This is a genomic window from Streptomyces sp. NPDC057280 (assembly GCF_042668605.1).
Taxonomy (GTDB): domain Bacteria; phylum Actinomycetota; class Actinomycetes; order Streptomycetales; family Streptomycetaceae; genus Streptomyces.
Genome location: NZ_JBHUYR010000011.1, coordinates 124,834 through 142,006, shown reverse-complemented (window position 1 = coordinate 142,006; position 17,173 = coordinate 124,834). Strand labels below are relative to the sequence as shown.

Genomic DNA, 17,173 nt, shown 5'->3' with positions numbered 1-17,173 from the left:
CACCGGGCCCCCACCATGACCGAGCTTCCGCGATCGAGGAGGCGAAGCGCGTCGCGGCCCCTCGGCAACCCCGGACAGGACGAGCGGTAGCCAGTGTTGATCGGTTGACCCGTGCAGCCGCACGGACGGTCGCGGCGCCAGCCCAGCGCGGCATCGCCCACCTCGACGGCAGCGATCTCGACGCCGTCGAACACGGCAACGCCCTGTGCCTCTTCCCACGGCTCACCTGACCTCTGTTGTCCGCCAACGAGCACAGTCCATGATCAGCACCATCGAAGGGAACCGACCGTGATCATCAAGAACGTGACCGTCATCGACGGCACCGGCGGTGCCGGCCTGCCCGCCATGGACGTCCGCATCGCCGACGGGCGATTCGAGGACATCCGTCCCTCCGCCACGGCGCCGAGCGGCGACGACGGCGAAGTGGTTCTGGACGGACGCGGCGGCTACCTGCTGCCAGGTCTGTGGGAGAGCCACACCCACCTGACCGGGTTCGCCATGTCCCTGCCGGAAGCCGAGCGGCTGCCGCACATCCAGAGGGCCATGGCCGACTATCTGAACTCCGGCATCACATCGGTGTGCGACCTCGGGGGCTCGGTCACGCAGAGCCGCACGATCCGTGAGGCCGGCCGGGCCGGCGGCACCGCGGCATCGCTGTACTTCGCCGGACCGGTCTTCACCAGTGTCCAAGGCTGGCCCCTGTCGTTCCACGGCGAGCGTTCCATGGCCGTCGAAGTGTGGGGTGTCGACGAGGCACATCGTCAGGTCGAGAAACTGCTCGATCAGGTCGACTTCGTCAAATGCATCTTTGACGGAAAACCCAGGGGCGGCGAGCGGGTTTCCCTGGCCACGCTCGAGGCGATCATCCAGAGCGCACACGGCGCGGGCAAGAAGGTCCTGGTCCATGTGGCGACAGGCACGGACCTGCGGGAGGCGATCGCGGCCGGAGCCGACTGCATCGAGCACTGCTTCGTCCCGGCGGATCCCGCCGATGGAAGCGAAGCAGAGCAGAGCGCCGCCCTGCTGGCCGAGACGGGAACGCTCTACTGCCCAACGCTTGTGACCTGGGAGCAGCTGGGCCGCAGCGGTGACCCCGCCTACCTGGACGAACTCGTCGCTGACAACATCTCCTCGGCCGAGGACGCGGCCGCGATCGCGGCTCGGCCCACCTGGGGCATGCCGTTTCCACACCACCCGGCCGACGAATCACAGACCCGGTTCGACTATGGCATGCGCACGCTGCCCCTCTTCCATGAAGCCGGGGTCAAGCTCGTCGCCGGAAGCGACATCGCGATGGGCATGCCCTCGCCCGGCAGCGCCCTGCTGCGTGAGTTGCAACTGTTCGCCAAGGCCGGACTGCCCCTGTCCGAGATCATCGCCACGGCCACCGGCCGCGCCGCGGAAAAGATCGGGAAGCGGGACATCGTAGGCACCGTGACGGTGGGTGCCGTTGCCGACGCCCTGTTCCTGGACGCCGACCCGCTCGCGGACATCTCCCACCTGATCGATCCGCGGCACCGCCAGGCCGTCATCAGCTCCGGCCGCCTCATCTGAATGAAGACCAACGGCTTACTCGGTGACGCTCGGCAAACGCTGATCGAACGCCTCGTGCACTGACGGCCCGCGGCGCAGGGCAGCCGCCTCCCGCCCCTGATTGTCTGCTGCGTCGTTCCGTCCGCCGTGCAGCACCGACAATGCTGAACAGACACGGCATGTCTCCCAAGAGGTCACACAGGTTCACTTCCCCGACAGTTGACGTGGACCGGTGGCCCGCAAGGCAGCGGACAACACCGACTCGACCCGCGTGGGAAGGCCCCTCGGGGGTGCCCTGACGCGGCGACGCGTGTCGTAAGGGGGGATCGGCAGGCCGTGGATCCGCGAACGCACGGGCGATAGAAGTGAAGCAGCACGGAGAAGAGAGCAACTCTCAGAAGGGGGGAGTGCCGTGATCGATCGCACAGGGCTGGCCGGCTTTCTCCGCAATCGTCGCGAGGCACTACAGCCGGAGGACGTCGGCATGCCTCGGGGACGGCGCCGCAGAACCAGTGGGCTACGGCGCGAGGAGGTCGCGGCGCTGTGCAACATGTCGGCCGACTACTACGCCCGTCTAGAGCGCGAGCGTGGTCCGCAGCCGTCACCGCAGATGCTCGCCTCGATCGCCCAGGGGCTCCACCTGTCCATAGACGAGCGTGACCATCTGTTCCGGCTGGCCGGGCACAACCCACCGCCGCGTGGCAACTCCAGTGAGCACATCAGTCCCGGGCTGCTGCGCGTTCTCGACCGACTGCACGACACACCCGCGGAGATCGTCACCGAACTCGGCGAGACGTTGCGGCAGACACCGATGGGCGTCGCCCTCACCGGCGATACGACGCAGTACACCGGTCCTGCTCGAAGCTCTGGCTACCGGTGGTTCACCGACCCGAGCGCCCGAGATCTGTACGCTCCGGAGCAGCACGCCTTCATGACCCGGATGTACGCCGCAGGCCTGCGCGGGATTGTCACCCTCAGGGGCCCCGCCTCCCGAGCCGCATATCTCGCGGATCTGCTCCTGGACTCCAACGAGGAGTTCCGGCGGGTGTGGGACGATCACGAGATCGGGATCCGCCCGCGCGAGGTCAAGCACTTCGTTCACCCCGAGGTCGGTGCCCTGGAGCTGACCTGCCAGCGCCTGATCGACCCGGACCAGGCTCACTCCCTGATGGTCTACACCGCCGTCCCCGGCACGGAGAGCTACGAGAAGCTGCAGGTCCTGTCCGTGATCGGCGCACAGACGCTGCCCTGAAACCGGCCCGAAGACCTACTCGGCCGGATGCCGTCATGGCGACTCGATCTTCGCCTGTCTGGCGTTACTGAGGTTGAACTCGTAGAGCCTGTTGGTGCGATCACCAGGGCTCGGCGACCAGATCGGTTTAGACGGCCGTCGATCAGGTGGGGCTCGTACTGGCTTCTTCGGGTTGCGGTCCTACCTCAGGCAGCCAGCTGCCGGTGCAAGGCCTCCGCGTCGTGGACGTTCGTCATGTGCACGAACCGGCCGTCACGGACGTGGTAGACGGCGAACTCAACGATCTCGAAGGAGGCGCCGGAGGGCGCCACACCCAGCCACTCCTTGGCGGGCGTGCCGGTATTGAGTAGCCGTGCGGCCAGGTGGTCGCCATTCACGGAAAGCTCCTGAATCTCCCAGTGCAGGTCCGGAACCGTAGTCCCAAGATCAGTGAGTGCCGAAACGATCAGATCAGCTGTAACGGCGTCGCCGAAGTATGTGAGGTCGTCGCTGAGGAACTCACGAATGCCGGCGAAGTCGTGAGCATTGAGGGTCTCGATGTAGCGCGTGTAGAAGGTGCGCAGGTCAGTGTCTGACATGGTTCCTCGCTTGGTGGTGATCCAGCACCTTGCTGGTCACCCCAGCTTCACCCAGCCCGATGTTACGATCCATAACGTGTCGTCCAAGATTCTTCACCGATCGTCCAGCGCGCCGATCGCAGCGCCTTCCGACCCGGTGGCCGACACGATCGGTCTCTTGCGACCTCGGACCGAGGCCCACCCCGGCCTGCATGCCGCAGCGCCTTGGGCGGTGCACTTTGACGCCTTCGACTTTGTCAAGATCGGGTGCGCGGTTCGCGGCGCGTGCTGGCTGGCAGTGGAAGGGCGTGAGCCGCTGTATCTGGAGGAGGGCGATTTCTTCCTCCTGAAGTCACCCGGCCCCCACACCCTCGCCAGTTCGCTGACCGCGCCACCCCGACCTGGCCGAGCATTGTTTGAGAGTGCCTCGCAAGGCGTCGCACGGCTTGGCGCCGAGGCGGACGAGTCCAACTACGTGTGCATGGCGTCGCTATGGTTCGACGAGGTCAATGCTCCGCTTCTGCTGGAGATCCTTCCCCCGCTTGTGCACTTGCCGGCGACGAATCCCCTGATGCGCCAAGTCGCCTACGTAACCGAACTGTTGGGGATCGAGGTCGAGAGCAGAGCGGTAGGACGGTCCCTCGTCCTGGACCATCTTGCACAGATCATGTTCGTTCAGGTGCTCAGGGCGCACGTCGCGCAAACCGACCAGCCCGCCGGATGGCTAGGAGCACTCAGCGATGACGGAATCGGCGCAGCGCTGCGTGCCATGCATGCCGACGTCGCCCATCGCTGGACCCTTCGTGAGCTCGCGGCCATCAGCCGTCTTTCTCGATCCGCTTTCGCAGCCAAGTTCAAGAAGGAGGTTGGGGTTGCGCCCTTGGAATATCTGATCCAGTGGAGGATGAGCCTCGCCCGTGACGCGCTTCGCCGTGACACGCGTTCCATCTCCGAACTGGCCTTCGCGACCGGGTATGAGTCGGAGAGCGCGTTCAGTACGGCGTTTCGCCGCGTCGTAGGCGTCTCCCCGCGGGAGTTCCGCCACGCTGCACGGGGTGCTGCCAGCGCCTCCAAACAGAGGCCCACGGACGTATTCCCGGAAGGTGTCAGTGAAACCACGCAATCGCATACCTAACTAGTGAGCTGGGCGCCCGTGCTCATCTTCGCGCGGCTAGTCTCACCGCATGCCTCTCACCGTTGATCAATTGGCCGGGTACGTGGAGCGCGATCTGGACGCTGACCTGGCGCGCTGGTTCCGCGACGAGCCACAGGTCGACATCCCGGCGTCGATCCGCCCGGTTGAACCGTTCCTCGCCAAGCTTCCACGCGATGCCGCAACGGCCTTGGCCGGCTTCGACCGCAGGGTTCGATCGGGAACCATGCCCGCAGGGTTTCTCGACATATACGACTGGTCGTACGGCTTCCACTTCGCGGCCAACGGCTGCCAGATCCTCGACTCCGACTATGAGACGGAGCTTTCCGATGACGACGTGTGGTCGCTCGGCGCCGATGGAGGTGGCAACTACTACGTGATGCTGACCAATGGCCGGGTCGCGGTGTGGTTCCACGAGGAGGAGGTCATTGAGGCCGAGACGCAGTTCGACAATCTTGATGTCTTCTTGTGGTCGGTCATCCGCTGCCAGGCCGTGCGCGCCGGCGCTCTCGACCTGGCAGCGGTCGAGGCCGACTTCCGCGCCCTCGGGCAGCCTGGAGTGCTGGCGGGAGGGACCGGGCTCCTCGCCTCACTCTCGTGATGCCACGTCACGGCTGTCGGCCGCGTCGATTGCCTTGTCGATCACCTGCATCAGGAGTTCGGCGGTCCGCAGGACAGAACCGAAGAGGAAGGCAGGTCGTTGACGCCTCGACGGTGTTCTGGGCGGAATTCCTGTCCTGGTCGAACCAGGAAAGACAAAGGGAGCACTAGCTGCTCAGCACAGACAAGGCAGCCTTGGGGCAGGTTCAGCTGCAAGGATGGCGGCTCTATCGTGCCGTTCATGTCCGGTAGCGCGCGTGCTGCCATGACTTCCCGACTCCGATCCACCTTGACCGGCCCCGAACACAGCATCTGGTTCCTGGCGACGGCCGTGCTGGAGGGCCGTCCCGTCGCCGTCGCCGTCACCGGCAGCCGCGACGTGACCGTTCGTATCTGGGACTTCATCGACGGCCGACGCGTGGGTGGGCTCCTGGTCGACCCAAACGGCCTCATCCGCACCGGCGAAGTTTGGTCGCTGGCACCACTGGATCACAGCATCCGCCGCATGTGCGAGGTGGCGACGACTGTGTTGGACAGGCGCCCTGTTGCCGTCCCGGTCATGACGATGGGACGGTACGGGTCTGGGACCTCGTCGGCTGCGAACAGATCGGTGAGCTTCTGGCAGGCCACACCACTGAGGTACGCGCCGTAGCGACGGCCGCGGTAAGCGAGCGGCCCGTTTGCCGTCACTGGCGACTTCGACGGGACGGTACGAGTCTGGGACCTGGCCGTGCGTCGGCCCGCAGCCGAGCCCTTGGAAGCGCGCTCGGAGGTGGGGGCGGTACGACAGCGGTGATGGGAAGCCGCCTCATCGTCCTGGTCGGCAGTGGGGACGGGACGGTGCGAATCTGGGGCCCGGTCACCGGACAGCCAATCGACGAACCCCTGGAAGGCCACAAGGGCATGGTCTGGGGAGCGGCGACGACCTTGCTGGACGGCCGGTCCGTCGTAGCCACCGGCGGCCACGACGAGACAGTGCGGGTATGGGACCTGAACGGGCTCGAGGCGCCGGTCCGCGGGCACGCAAGTTGAACACCCCGCTGTTGCCGGACCGGCAACAGCGGGGTGAACCACGCCCACAGCGCCTTGTGTTCATCCAGTCGGCGATGCGGGTGACGTTGCAGGCCAGAGCGGTGACCACGGGCTGGACGTCTGCCTTCGCCAGGCCGCGGTAGCGGGAGTAGCGCAGGCCGTGGGCGCGGACGTTGTGCGAGAGGGTGGCTTCGGTATCGGCCACGGACAAACCACCTGAGGCGAGGACATCCGGATCATGATCAGCTGTCTCGCTCGTAGTAGTCGGCGTACTGGGCCGAGTACACCTCGACCCGGAAGCCCTCGAAATCGCCCGCCTCTTCGGACTCAGTCAGCCGCTGACAGGCCGCCTCCGCTTCCCGCGTACGAAGGAGCGAGAGATACGCCTTTGTCTCGGTGAGTCCCCGTCCGCACAGCAGCTGCACGTCGATCGAGCAAGCGGCGTCCATACTCGCGGTCTTCGCGCCCCAGATGAGGAGTACGTCCTCGATGACGCCGGCGTTGAACAACTGGACGCAGCAGAGCTTCATCAGTTCGGTGTCGCCCGCGCCCTGACAGCGTCGCTCACGCTCCGTCTGACCTCTCAGCAGTTCGCGCACTTCATGGAGGTCGGTGCCGACTGGGTGGAGACCGTAACGGCGTAGGCTTTCGTCCTCGTCCACCAGTGTTGCTTCCTTTCTTGGTTTTGGCCTCACACCTTGGTTGTCGGGGACTCACGGCGACGCCATGGAGCGCATTTGGCCCAGCGCACGGGTGTCCCGGTTCACGGTCTTGGGTGGCGGCTATCGGCGTCGAGGCCTTCGGCGAGTTCTGCACGCAATTGGTGACGGGTGCGCACCAGGATCCGCCCGAGCATGTTCTTTCCGTTCCCGGTCCTGCCCCGACCCCAGTAGTGATCGGTGGTGGTGTCTTCGACGATTTCTTCGTCACCGGTGGAAAGTAGAATGTCACGGATATCGGCATGTGCGCGGAACTTGGTTGCCACCGCACGACGCATCACGTCGTCTTTGACCCGCTCCCAGTCCCTCCGCAGAGGTTTGGACGAGTCACGGCCCAACTCTGCCGCTCGCAGCGGCGTGCGTGCGCGCCGGATGAGATCCGCGTGGCGGGTGCCCTTGAATTTCTGCGCCTGGAAGTAGTGCTCCGAGGTCGGCCACCAGACCCCGTCGACTTCGAAGCCGTGATCGGAGAAGTTCGAGAAGCATCCATAGGGGACTTCATCGGCGCCGTAGAAGTAGATCGTCATGAGAACCTCACAGGTGTGACGGAAACTTGCGCGGTGTCAGGGGCGTTCCAGCCCCCGCACGCAGCTTTTTCGCCGGCCAGGCCCTTCAACACACCAGCGACCCGGTGAACCTGCCCGGTCAGGACACGAGATGAGAGCCGGTCGATCCATGCCTCCTGGTCATGCGAGTCCGGGACTGCGGTATCGAAAGCCTGCATGTGATTCTCCGAACCCATTTGTGTCCTTCGTGGAATGCTGGCTTGGAGGCCTCTGACGGGGCGGATGCCGTTGAGGTCAGCGGCGCGACAGTACGGCGTGGCCGCGGCCGAAGCCGATCACGAGCCGGTCCTCGGGGGCGACGGCCACCGTGTCGACGGGGCCCGGGAAGACGAGCTCGTCGGTGTTTGGGTCCACCGATGTGCCTGCCGAGTACACCGCGACACCGGATTCCGTGCGAAGGCCGTCCCTCATCCTCCACAATGCCGCCAACGGAGCTGGAGGGCTCATCGTCGTCTCTGCCCGCGCCCGCATCACATCGGCCGGCGTTGCCGCCGACGGCCTCGAAACCGACCCCGGCACCCTGCACCCCTCCCCACAGACCCCGGCCGCCCTGACCAGCAGCGGCACAGCCACCAGGGCCGCTCCGAAGCAAGCCACCGCAACCGAGCAGGTGGCGGCCCCAACATGCTCCCCATGCACGGGTGCTAGCCCTGCACGATGAGCCGTGCCTCGTCGAATTTGTGGGCGGCGAGGTCTTCGGGGCGGATGAGCCAGTAGAGGGCGCCCTCGTCGCCCCAGGTCATCTTTGCCTCGCTGTCGCTGCCGAACTGGGCAAGGAGAACCCAGCGTTCGGCTTCCTGGTCCAGCGGTTGGTCTCCCCACGCGTACATGCCGCCGAGTGTCGCGTTCGCGATCTCGTACTCCACGGGGCCCTGGACGGGCACGGCGTGGCCGCCGATGTGGTGGTCGATCCGGGTTCGCAGCTGCCCGAAGGCGCGGACGAACGGTTTGATCTCGGCCGGGGTGTCGCGGGGGTGGGGCCAGCGTCGGGTGTCGCCGAGAAGGGCGCGCCGGGCTTGGGGCAGCCACAAGTCCGGGGCGCTTTGCCCGGTGTCCGCAGTGAGTTCCACGCGCGGGAACGCCTCCAGGACAGGGGGCGTGTCTGCCGGCAAGACCGGGGTGTTCACCGGGATGTGCAGCACCCGGGCCCCGGCCCAGGTCTCAGGATCGTCGACGGACACGAAGGCGTCTTCGTCCACCTGGCCATCGAAGTAGAAGAAGAGCAGAGTTCCGTCCTGGGGGAACTCCTCGGCAAGTCCGTATCGGGGCAGTGCGGCACACCGCACTGAAGCGACGAAGGACAAGGGGCCGTGTCCGGGCCACTCGGGCCAGGCGGCCCCGGCCGGAAGCTCCGGGGACCCGCCGAGGACAGCCACGATCTGCTCGCCGGCTTCGGCCGGGCGCAGGCACGCGCACGGGCGCAGGAGCGCTGTCCAGCGCTGAACGAGATCGCCCGGAAGATGCTCGGCAGCAAGCCGGGAGTATGGCTCATCAGTCATGAGCTCCATCATTTCCGACCCCACCGACACACCCCCCGAACATGGGGGCCTCACCACAGGATTACGTAGGCAGATACGTGGTTCCACCGAGCCCTCATCAAGACTTGGTCTCAGAACTGCTCGGCTGGTTCTTATGGGGATGGGCTACTGCAACAAGTCGATCATGCTCGGTCGTGGACCAGCGCCTGGCGTTGAGCTGCGGGTCGCTATCCAAGTGGTGCGTTGTCGTCTTGGCGATGAGTTCCGCGAGCCCGCGGAGTCTGAACTGTCGGCCGGCGTAACCTCGCCACCGGTGTCCGGGGTCCGCGGACTGCCGCTCACCCCCGACGACTTCCTGCGCTGACGGCGGGATCCGAGAGTTCGGCGTTCGGTGATCCGGGGTCAGGTGATACGGGATCCGGCGACACGGGAGGCGGCCCGGGGTCCTGTGGCGCCGGATACCGCACGGCTGCGGGAAAGCAGCGCAGCAGCGCGGCGAGCCGCTCGGTATCGCCCGCCACTTCGGCGTCTGCCCCCTCGACGGCGTCGTGCAGCGCCGCACCGGCGAACACCAGATCGCGCAATATCGCCGCCTCCGGCACGGTCAGCCACGCATCGGGTTCGGCGTGCTCACCGCGGTCCAACTCGAGGCGTCCGCCCGCAACGGTGGCGCGGAACCGGTCGCCCGCGACGTCCAGCTGGCAGCGCAGCGACAGCTCACCCGCCAGTGCCGGATCGAAGGTCGCGCGCAGGGCGAACAGCAGCGCGTCGACGCTCAGTTCCGCCGCGCCGTCCTCGGGCAGCGGTGCGCGGCTGCCCCAGTGGGCGAGCGCGCGGAGCACGGGCTCCAGTTCCTGCCCGCGCTCGGTGAGTTCATACACGGCGGCGGGCGCAGGCGGTCCCAGGCGCCTTCGCCGCACCAGGCCGTCGGCTTCGAGCTCGCGCAACCGCTGCGCGAGGACGTTCTGGCTCATCTGCGGCAGCCCGCGGTGCAGGTCGGAGTAGCGCTTCGGGCCGAAGACCAGCTCCCGCACGACGAGCAACGCCCACCGCTCGCCGACCGCGTTCAGCGCTCGCGCGATGCCGCAGGGGTCGTCGAACACCCGCTTCTTGCTCATGCACCCGAGTGTACTAGACAACAGGAGTGAATACTCCTAAATTAGGAGTATGAATCGTGACCTGAGCCGATGGCACCGTCATCGGCTACACACGGCGCGGGTCAACATGCTCCGACGGTGACGACCACGCATCGAGATATGGAGAGAAGCAGTGAACGAGATGACACTTCGTGTGACGTCCGCCGACGGTACGAGGATCGCCTACGACCGGAAAGGCACTGGCCCGGCAGTGATCCTCGTCGGCGGCACCCTGGACGACGGCGCTGAGAACGCGCCGCTGGCCCGGCTCCTTGCCAACCATTTCACGGTCTACAACTACGCACGACGCGGCCGGGGCGACAGCGGCAATACGCCGCCGTACGCCGTGGCGCGGGAGGTGGAAGACCTCGACGCGCTGATTGCGACAGCCGGCGGCTCAGCTCACTTGTACGGCGCCTCATCTGGCGGCGCCCTCGCGCTGGAGGCAGCAGCGGCAGGTTCGGCGATCGACAAGATCGCGGTGTGGGATGTGCCGTACGTGATCGGGGACGACCTGTGGCCGAGGTTCAACCAGTACCTCGCGGACACCCACGAGGCATACAAAGCCGGGCGGGACGAGGAGATGCTGGAACTGTTCATGAGGCTTACCGGCGGACCCGACGCGGACATCGCGGCTGGCAAACAGCACCCGTACTGGGCCTTGTCCGTCGCGCTCGCCCACACGCTCGTCAAGGACGCCATGGTCCTCAATGACTACAAGATCCCCACGGACCGACTTGCCCGCATCACTCAGTCGGTCCTGGTGACCACCGAGGGTCCGATCACCGAGCCCCAGATGGCAGGCCTCCCGACCGACTTCTTCGACCGCGCCGCCAAAGCGATAGCCGCTGCCACCCCCCAGACCGAACGACACACGCTCGACGGGCAGGGACACGTCGTCGCCCCCGAACTCATGGCCCGTGTACTGAAGACGTTCTTCGACCAGTAACCCGTCGACTGATCAGGTCGTGACCGTGGGTCGCTTCGGAACGCAGGCCCATCGGCCACGTCAGCATCGGTCGGTGAGCGGCGACTCCTGAGTTCCGGAGTCTCGCCGCGTGTTGGCGCGAACGCGATCTGCAGCCTGGGATCCCTTCCCCATGACGGGGGGTCCGATGACGCGGATCTTGCCGCGGGCTCGTCAACTGGGCAGCCAGCGCACGGACTCACCTTCGAGAAGTCGTCAACGACGCCAGCAGCGAACTAAGGACTCGCGCGGATAGGTGACCATCCGCCGGTCGGCGGGTTGGCTCGGTTTTCGTGCCGAGTGCGATCCATAGCCGACGACCGGGGAGGTCCCCACCATCCTGCGCGCGCTCGAGCGCGAGGTTGTAGACGCCGTGTATGCGGCGATCGAGCCGCTCTTGCCCGAGCATCCGGCTGCCAGCGAGGTTCGGAGAACGACACTGGTAGCAGCAACATGAACGGCGTCCGCTGAGGAACCCCAATCGGACAGAAGCTGAGTCCGGGCGGCAACCCCGTCGAGCTGTACGCCAGGCTGACCCGCGTCGTCTCGGATTCCTGGTACGCATTGATTCTCAGTGACCCGGGGCTAACCGTGTCGTCGTTGCTCATGCGGCTGGGGTGATGGGCGATGAGGATTCGGTTTGCAGCAGGCGCCGGAGGTTGATGATCGAGGCGGCGAGAGTCAGCAGCGGGCGTAGGGTGGCCTCGGTACGGTCGTAGCGCAGCCCGAGGCGTTTGAACCGCAACAGCCACGAGACCGCGCGCTCGACTACCCAGCGCACCCGGCCGAGCCGGGCGGGGCCTTCCACGCCGCGTCGGGCGATGCGGACACCGATTCCGCGGCGGTGCAGGTAGCTGCGGCAGCGGCGGTGGTCGTAGCCCTTGTCGGGATGCAGCTTGTCCGGGCGCCGGCGCGGTCGGCCACGACCATGGGGTACGCCCGGGTTGGTCTCCAACAGCGGGACGAACAGTTGACTGTCGTGGGTATTGGCCGCCGAGGCAAGTACGTGCAGGGGAAGTCCGTTGCGGTCGCACAAGATGTGGTACTTCGAATCGGATTTGCCTCTATCGATAGGGCTCGGACCGGTAAGCTCGCCCCCCTTTTCGCCCGGACGGCGACCGCGTCGACGCAACAGCGGGTCCAATCCAGCACCTCAGCCTCGCGGAGCTTGATCAAGATGACCTGGTGCAGCCGATCCCAAACCCCGGCATCCTGCCACTCCCGCAATCGTCGCCACGCGGTGTGTCCGGACCCGCAGCCCAACTTCTGAGGCAGGTCGCGCCAACGGCAACCGGTGCTGAGCACGAACACGATCCCTTCCAGCGCGGCACGATCATCGATCCGTGGCCTTCCTCCTGGACCCTTTGGTGGCGGCCATTCCGGGATCAGTGGCTCTACCAGTTCCCAGAGCCGATCCCGCCGCCTGTTCGGTTGTAGTGGTTTGCTGGGGAGCGGTCTTGGTGGGAGCGGCTGTGCCGGTGCTTGTCGGGGCAACGGAGTCTGTTCGGAGGGTTGCAGGGTGACGGGGTCGGTTTCGAGGCCGTCGGCGGCAACGTCGGCCGATGTGATGCGGGCGCGGGCCGAGACGGAGGTGAACCTTCCGGCTCAGCTGGTGGCACTGTGGAGCGTGAGGGACGGCCTTCTCACCGAGTCCGGTGTCGCGGTGTACGCGGCGGGGGACATCGGTGAACGCAACGCCACGTACGAAGTCGCGCAGTATGCACCGGGTTTCCTTCTCGTCGGCGATGACAGTGGTGGCCGCGGATTCCTCCTGCGTACCGACGACTCGGACTCCGCCGTGTTCTCCTCCGGGCTGGGTGATCTGGACCCTGCGGACTTCGACGTCGTGTCCGCAGACTTCGCGTCCTGGATCGAATCGCTTGGTCCTGCCCGTTCCTGTTGACAAGGGGCACCCTCGGGTTCGCTTGCCGGCGTGGGCTGGACGAGTCGATCGCGCTGGTGGCTCTTGTGCGGACATGGGTACGGCCACCGCTGATCATCGGTCCGTGAAGACTGAAGATCATGCGGTGGCCGTGGGGCACAGAGTGGAACCTGCCTGTTGGCAGGAGGCGTTCGAGGCCCTGATGGGCCGGATAGCGGGCCGGTTCGCGCGGGTTGAGCCCCGGCGCCGGGTGAGGGACTTGGTGCGGGGGCTGCTGTTGACCTGCCACGCAAGAACTGCTGGTGGATCGCCGAGTGGGCCCGGGGAGGCCACTCCGGGCGGCATGCAGCACCTGTTCGGCCCGGGCCGGTGGGATGCCGACCAGGTGCGTGAGTATGTACTGGAGCATCTGCGCGACGAGGATGCGGTGCTGGCGGTCGACGAGACAGGCGACGTGAAGAAGGGCATCCACACCGTCGAGGTCCAGCGCCAGTACACCGGCACCGCCGGGAGGATCGAGAACACGCAGGTCGCCATCAACCTCGTCTACGCGGGCTCCCGGGGGCACGCGGCGGTGGACCGTGAGCTGTACATCCCGCGAGCCCTTGAGGATCCAGAAGGCACAGTTCCAGCGCACCTCCCAGGGATCGGAATGGCGGCGCATCTCATCCGCGTACTGGCTCTCCGTGATGCAGCCGATGTCCATAAACGGGTGACGGCTGTCGGCGTCGACGCGCCAGACGCTGCAAGCCAGGACGCATGGTTCAGGCTTCAGTTGCTCGGGGACGCGCTCCAGGAGGCTGGTGACGGCCTGCCGTAGATGCGCCTGAAAAGCCTTCCGTTGCGTGACAGCAGCAGCGTCCCACTCGCGTGGGGTCACCGCGTCGGCTGCGTTGGCCTCACGCCGGTTTGAGTGGAAGTCCTGAACGCTCGCGCAGGGATTCGAGTGCGCTGGGGGAAACTGCCCCGACACGCAGTATCGAGGAGTTGTAGGAATAGTGGGCCACTACGCGGCTCGATCGGTCGATAAAGCTCAGCCAGTGACCGCCCTGGTGCAGCTCGCGAGATCCGATGTAGCCCAGCAGTGGCTCGACAACCTGCAACTGATCCTCACGTAGCCGACACGTGGCTTGGCACGGGAGCACCCCGACCGCCTGCCTGCCGGCGACATTGATCAGGAAGGCCGACAGTCTCCGGGCTTCGCTGTACCACTTCTTGCCCGGCGCGGCCCGCCCGTGGACCCTGGGATCGGGCCAGCCGACATCGTCCGGGCGCACGCTCCACTGCGCGGGCCACTGGTTCTCCCCGCAGAAGACCAGTTGTCCGTCCTCAAGGCTCAGGTGCCTGGGAGCGCTCAGCCGGAAAGTGTGCTCGTGACCCCCCGTACCCATCAGCTCCGGGTGCCTGCCCGCCGTGGCGTAGTAGTCGCGCAAGGCGTCCGGCAGACTGATCCCCAAGCGGTCCTCGGCAGCCGTGATCTCGTCATCAGCGCATCCGTCCTGTGGAGTCCAGGCACCGAAGGTGGTCGACATGAGGTCTTGGAGCAACCCCTTGATCACTGCAGGCCTCCATCCGTATGCACGTCTCTCCCACCGTCGATTCCCAGAGCGGGCGGTGGGGTGCGGTGGGTGTGGAGCGATCGTTGCCTGTCCTCGTCCTTCGGCTCTGACCGCGTCGCGCTCCCGGCTGGACATGTCGGTGATGGGCAGCGCGCCAAGTACCTTTGTTGTGACGGTCAGCGCAGCAGTCCCCAGCACCGGAAGCGCTCGGACAGGCCAGTCGGTGACTTCCCCCGCCATTACCTTGTCCTCCTCCGGCCAGCCATGACTGTCCACTTGGACATGATCGAAATGCTAGATGCTCCACGAACGTCAGCCCGCCCATCGCAGGCATGCTGCCGCACATGTCCGTAGACGATTGCGTAGTTCTTCCGACGCTGTGCCGGCTTGCAGCGTCTGCACCCAACTGGAGTGGGATGGTATACGTCGTCTGTGTCGGGCTGGACCAACATCGTTGCCGCAGCCGGTCGCCACCGGTCACGCCCCAACACCCGACAGTCGTGCCCAGTCTGGGTCGATGATCGCTGTCGATACCCGTGCCGGCGACCTTCCTGCCTCACCGTAGCGACCCTGCAGCATCAGACCCGCCGCCGATGTGGAGGTGCTACTCCCTGTCGTCGTCGAAGAGCGCCGCCGTGGTCGGACGCGAGCGCGATGAAAAGGTGCTCCCATACCGCCGCTTGGCCGTTGCCGAACCCGCCGTGTCCAGCGTTCCGTCCGCCGAGCGGCTCTTCCGCAGTCCCTGCGCCGTGGAGATACATCTGCCCCGCGTCCACCGCAGCCCCGACACCTCGGTCTGGCTCGATTCTGTCCGACCGCCGGCGTCAGATCGGCAAGGCGCGGCGGCCCGGCCGGAGCCCCGAGTCCGACGAACCGAGCAACCCCAGGCTCATTCGCCTGGCCCGGGCCGGAAGTCCCCCTGAGTCGGGTTCGGTTCATCACTCGGATGCGGGAGTGCGCGTCGCTCGTTCGCGTTCACCGCGCACCACCCTGGCGGCAGGCGTCTACGCCGCGATCGGTACCGGGCGACGCCTTGGACCACGCGCTCGTGGAGTCCAGGATCGGTCTCCGTAAGACGACGGAGCTGACCAAGCCCCCGGAACCTGGCACGGTCTCCGCATCGCGTTCGGATGAGCCCTTGTGCATGGTGGGCGGTGTTACGGACTCCCCTCACCCACCATGACTTGGGCCGACCGTTTGGGCACGACCTTCCGGTGAACCAGTAGGAGCCGCCACGCCGGCTGGACGTGGACGCACTACGGCTGACCTCCAACTCGGGGATAGGGATCTCCCCAATGCTGTGGGAGGCGGCAGTACGAAGAATCGATCGTGTTGGCAGGAAGGGGCGGCCGGAGACGGTTCTCCCGCCCTTCCCTCGGGCCTTCCCCGCACGCTCGATCTTGGAGTCCTTGTGGCACTGGGCAACCCTGTGACCGGCGAGACCGGTTTTCCTCTGCAGGCACTGGTGCGCTGCGTGCTCGACGATGCGGGCACGCCGGACTGGGAGACCGCCGAGAGCGGCTTCTGGTGCCGGGTCGGGCCGGTGGCCCAGGAGCGCCGGGTGCAGGGCTGGAAGCTGCACGTGTCCGCGACCCCGCTGTCGGCGCCCGAGGTACTGGTCCGGGCGACGCGGGTGCTGGTACGTCACCGCTGTCCGTTCAAGTTCGCCGCGCGCGCCGAGTATGCCGAGGAACTGACGGGCATACGGTACGACCGCGCCCAGTGCGGCAAGTTCATCACCGCCTACCCCCGTGACGACGACCAGTTGCGGGCCCTGGCCGAGGAATTGGACCAGGCCACGGCCGGGTTGCCGGGCCCTCGCATCCTGTCCGATCGTCCCTATCGCCCAGGCAGCCTGGTCCACTACCGCTACGGCGCGTTCCGCGGGGTCCCTCACGTGAGCAATGAGGGCGTGCACCAGGCAAGACTCCAGGACCCCGACGGCAACGCGGTCGAGGATCTGCGCAATCCCTGGTTCTCACCGCCTCCCTGGGCGGAGTTGCCGTTCCCCGGCGCACCGGGCAGGCCCGCGAAGGCACCGAAGGCGCCCCGTCAAGTGCTGCTGCGGGACCGCTACGCCGTCCACGACGCGATCCGGCACTCCGCCCGCGGCGGTGTCTACCGCGCGGTGGACCGGCAGACCGGTGACGAGGTCATCGTCAAGGAGGCCCGCGCGCATGTCGGTAGCTGGTACACGGGGCTTGACGCACGGGACGGACTGCGCGCGGAGGCGGCGGCGCTGGCCGGACTGGCCGGGCTGGGCCCCGGCCTCGTCGAGCTCTTCGACCATGAGGACCGCACCTTCCTCGTGGAGACCATGGTGCCCGGGGTGACCCTGGCGCGCTGGGTCAACGAAAGGTTCGCTGCCCTGCGGGACTTCGGCACCGACTGCACCTCAGCGCTCATTCGGCCTGGCAGGCGTGGGTCCTGCTGGGGTGACGCCGCCGCACGCCCGCATTCGCGCCGTGACCAGCCGGAGTCACCGCCCGCATCCGAAGCGGTGTGCACCGTCGAATGATGCACGGGAGGTTGACCATGGAACAGTCCGATCGCACGCAACCCGACAAGACTGTGGCGGTGATGTCCGCGTCGAGGCCCGGGCCCACGCGCTCGAAGCACACGGCGGAGTGCCGACGCGCGACATCGAGATTGTCTGGGACGTCATTCCCGTCGCCTGAAGCAGGACCGCGCCGGCAGAGCCGAAAAGAGTGGGCGCCGAGTGAAACCACGTACCGCCCG

General features: G+C 66.6%; 18 protein-coding genes. 11 read left to right on the top strand and 7 right to left on the bottom strand.

Features of this window, described 5'->3' with window-relative positions; translation table 11 throughout:
• Nucleotides 1-104 precede the first annotated feature (104 nt).
• The 3 genes from ACFUO4_RS39380 to ACFUO4_RS39370 all read left to right on the top strand — a co-directional run bounded on the left by ACFUO4_RS39380 (nucleotide 105) and on the right by ACFUO4_RS39370 (nucleotide 2,785).
• Entirely contained in the window at nucleotides 105-230 is a 126-nt protein-coding gene (locus ACFUO4_RS39380; RefSeq protein WP_383494297.1) for a hypothetical protein, read from the top strand.
• A gap of 58 nt (nucleotides 231-288) precedes the next feature.
• Entirely contained in the window at nucleotides 289-1,554 is a 1,266-nt protein-coding gene (locus ACFUO4_RS39375) for an amidohydrolase family protein (protein WP_383494294.1), read from the top strand.
• Nucleotides 1,555-1,945: 391 nt separating this feature from the next.
• Nucleotides 1,946-2,785: a helix-turn-helix transcriptional regulator gene (locus tag ACFUO4_RS39370; protein WP_383494291.1), complete on the top strand. Its 840-nt coding sequence runs from the start codon at nucleotides 1,946-1,948 to the stop codon at nucleotides 2,783-2,785.
• Between the two features lie 185 nt (nucleotides 2,786-2,970).
• Here ACFUO4_RS39370 and ACFUO4_RS39365 read toward each other — a convergent pair whose 3' ends face one another.
• Nucleotides 2,971-3,363 (bottom strand): ester cyclase, encoded by a 393-nt coding sequence (locus tag ACFUO4_RS39365; RefSeq protein WP_079309288.1) that lies wholly within the window; start codon nucleotides 3,361-3,363, stop codon nucleotides 2,971-2,973.
• A gap of 13 nt (nucleotides 3,364-3,376) precedes the next feature.
• Here ACFUO4_RS39365 and ACFUO4_RS39360 point away from each other — a divergent pair, with 13 nt between their 5' ends.
• The 4 genes from ACFUO4_RS39360 (at nucleotide 3,377) to ACFUO4_RS39345 (ending at nucleotide 6,127) form a co-directional block, all read left to right on the top strand.
• The gene (locus ACFUO4_RS39360; protein ID WP_383494563.1) at nucleotides 3,377-4,477 is read left to right on the top strand and encodes an AraC family transcriptional regulator; all 1,101 of its coding nucleotides are present in this window, start codon (nucleotides 3,377-3,379) and stop codon (nucleotides 4,475-4,477) included.
• 49 nt (nucleotides 4,478-4,526) lie between these two features.
• Nucleotides 4,527-5,096, top strand: a complete 570-nt coding sequence (locus ACFUO4_RS39355; protein ID WP_383494288.1) for a hypothetical protein — start codon at nucleotides 4,527-4,529, stop codon at nucleotides 5,094-5,096.
• 240 nt (nucleotides 5,097-5,336) lie between these two features.
• Nucleotides 5,337-5,747, top strand: a complete 411-nt coding sequence (locus ACFUO4_RS39350; protein ID WP_383494285.1) for a hypothetical protein — start codon at nucleotides 5,337-5,339, stop codon at nucleotides 5,745-5,747.
• Between the two features lie 143 nt (nucleotides 5,748-5,890).
• Nucleotides 5,891-6,127: a hypothetical protein gene (locus ACFUO4_RS39345; RefSeq protein WP_383494282.1), complete on the top strand. Its 237-nt coding sequence runs from the start codon at nucleotides 5,891-5,893 to the stop codon at nucleotides 6,125-6,127.
• A gap of 242 nt (nucleotides 6,128-6,369) precedes the next feature.
• Here ACFUO4_RS39345 and ACFUO4_RS39340 read toward each other — a convergent pair whose 3' ends face one another.
• The 4 genes from ACFUO4_RS39340 to ACFUO4_RS39325 all read right to left on the bottom strand — a co-directional run bounded on the left by ACFUO4_RS39340 (nucleotide 6,370) and on the right by ACFUO4_RS39325 (nucleotide 10,008).
• Nucleotides 6,370-6,789: a hypothetical protein gene (locus tag ACFUO4_RS39340; RefSeq protein WP_383494279.1), complete on the bottom strand. Its 420-nt coding sequence runs from the start codon at nucleotides 6,787-6,789 to the stop codon at nucleotides 6,370-6,372.
• 101 nt (nucleotides 6,790-6,890) lie between these two features.
• Nucleotides 6,891-7,373, bottom strand: a complete 483-nt coding sequence (locus ACFUO4_RS39335; protein WP_383494276.1) for an NADAR family protein — start codon at nucleotides 7,371-7,373, stop codon at nucleotides 6,891-6,893.
• Between the two features lie 683 nt (nucleotides 7,374-8,056).
• Nucleotides 8,057-8,911, bottom strand: a complete 855-nt coding sequence (locus tag ACFUO4_RS39330) for a YwqG family protein (protein WP_383494274.1) — start codon at nucleotides 8,909-8,911, stop codon at nucleotides 8,057-8,059.
• A 317-nt stretch (nucleotides 8,912-9,228) separates the two neighbouring features.
• Nucleotides 9,229-10,008 carry a winged helix-turn-helix transcriptional regulator gene (locus ACFUO4_RS39325; RefSeq protein WP_383494271.1) on the bottom strand — a complete coding sequence of 260 codons (780 nt, stop codon included), beginning with the start codon at nucleotides 10,006-10,008 and terminating at the stop codon, nucleotides 9,229-9,231.
• A gap of 160 nt (nucleotides 10,009-10,168) precedes the next feature.
• Here ACFUO4_RS39325 and ACFUO4_RS39320 point away from each other — a divergent pair, with 160 nt between their 5' ends.
• Nucleotides 10,169-10,975, top strand: coding sequence for an alpha/beta fold hydrolase (locus tag ACFUO4_RS39320; RefSeq protein WP_179143390.1), 807 nt, complete (start codon nucleotides 10,169-10,171; stop codon nucleotides 10,973-10,975).
• Between the two features lie 622 nt (nucleotides 10,976-11,597).
• Here the strand turns inward: ACFUO4_RS39320 and ACFUO4_RS39315 are convergent.
• A protein-coding gene (locus ACFUO4_RS39315) for an IS5 family transposase (RefSeq protein WP_079309322.1) occupies nucleotides 11,598-12,394 on the bottom strand; the annotation gives its coding sequence in 2 pieces (ribosomal slippage) (nucleotides 11,598-12,097 and nucleotides 12,097-12,394; 798 coding nt in all).
• Nucleotides 12,395-12,560: 166 nt separating this feature from the next.
• Here ACFUO4_RS39315 and ACFUO4_RS39310 point away from each other — a divergent pair.
• Both ACFUO4_RS39310 and ACFUO4_RS39305 read left to right on the top strand, forming a co-directional pair.
• The gene (locus ACFUO4_RS39310) at nucleotides 12,561-12,896 is read left to right on the top strand and encodes a hypothetical protein (protein ID WP_079309298.1); all 336 of its coding nucleotides are present in this window, start codon (nucleotides 12,561-12,563) and stop codon (nucleotides 12,894-12,896) included.
• 73 nt (nucleotides 12,897-12,969) lie between these two features.
• A complete protein-coding gene (locus ACFUO4_RS39305) occupies nucleotides 12,970-13,695 on the top strand; it encodes a transposase (protein ID WP_383494268.1) in 726 nt (241 codons plus the stop codon).
• 79 nt (nucleotides 13,696-13,774) lie between these two features.
• Here the strand turns inward: ACFUO4_RS39305 and ACFUO4_RS39300 are convergent, their stop codons facing one another.
• Entirely contained in the window at nucleotides 13,775-14,434 is a 660-nt protein-coding gene (locus tag ACFUO4_RS39300; RefSeq protein ID WP_383494265.1) for an SMI1/KNR4 family protein, read from the bottom strand.
• A gap of 1,474 nt (nucleotides 14,435-15,908) precedes the next feature.
• Between ACFUO4_RS39300 and ACFUO4_RS39295 the strand changes: the two genes are divergently transcribed.
• Nucleotides 15,909-16,952, top strand: a complete 1,044-nt coding sequence (locus tag ACFUO4_RS39295; protein WP_383494262.1) for a hypothetical protein — start codon at nucleotides 15,909-15,911, stop codon at nucleotides 16,950-16,952.
• The last annotated feature ends 221 nt before the right edge of the window (nucleotides 16,953-17,173 follow it).

Coding starts and splice junctions, on each gene's coding strand:
- ACFUO4_RS39330 (WP_383494274.1), bottom strand. CDS start 8,911: ATGACTGATGAGCCATACTCCCGGCTTGCTGCCGAGCATCTTCCGGGC.
- ACFUO4_RS39345 (WP_383494282.1), top strand. CDS start 5,891: ATGGGAAGCCGCCTCATCGTCCTGGTCGGCAGTGGGGACGGGACGGTG.
- ACFUO4_RS39365 (WP_079309288.1), bottom strand. CDS start 3,363: ATGTCAGACACTGACCTGCGCACCTTCTACACGCGCTACATCGAGACC.
- ACFUO4_RS39335 (WP_383494276.1), bottom strand. CDS start 7,373: ATGACGATCTACTTCTACGGCGCCGATGAAGTCCCCTATGGATGCTTC.
- ACFUO4_RS39350 (WP_383494285.1), top strand. CDS start 5,337: ATGTCCGGTAGCGCGCGTGCTGCCATGACTTCCCGACTCCGATCCACC.
- ACFUO4_RS39310 (WP_079309298.1), top strand. CDS start 12,561: ATGCGGGCGCGGGCCGAGACGGAGGTGAACCTTCCGGCTCAGCTGGTG.
- ACFUO4_RS39355 (WP_383494288.1), top strand. CDS start 4,527: ATGCCTCTCACCGTTGATCAATTGGCCGGGTACGTGGAGCGCGATCTG.
- ACFUO4_RS39325 (WP_383494271.1), bottom strand. CDS start 10,008: ATGAGCAAGAAGCGGGTGTTCGACGACCCCTGCGGCATCGCGCGAGCG.
- ACFUO4_RS39320 (WP_179143390.1), top strand. CDS start 10,169: ATGACACTTCGTGTGACGTCCGCCGACGGTACGAGGATCGCCTACGAC.
- ACFUO4_RS39305 (WP_383494268.1), top strand. CDS start 12,970: ATGGGTACGGCCACCGCTGATCATCGGTCCGTGAAGACTGAAGATCAT.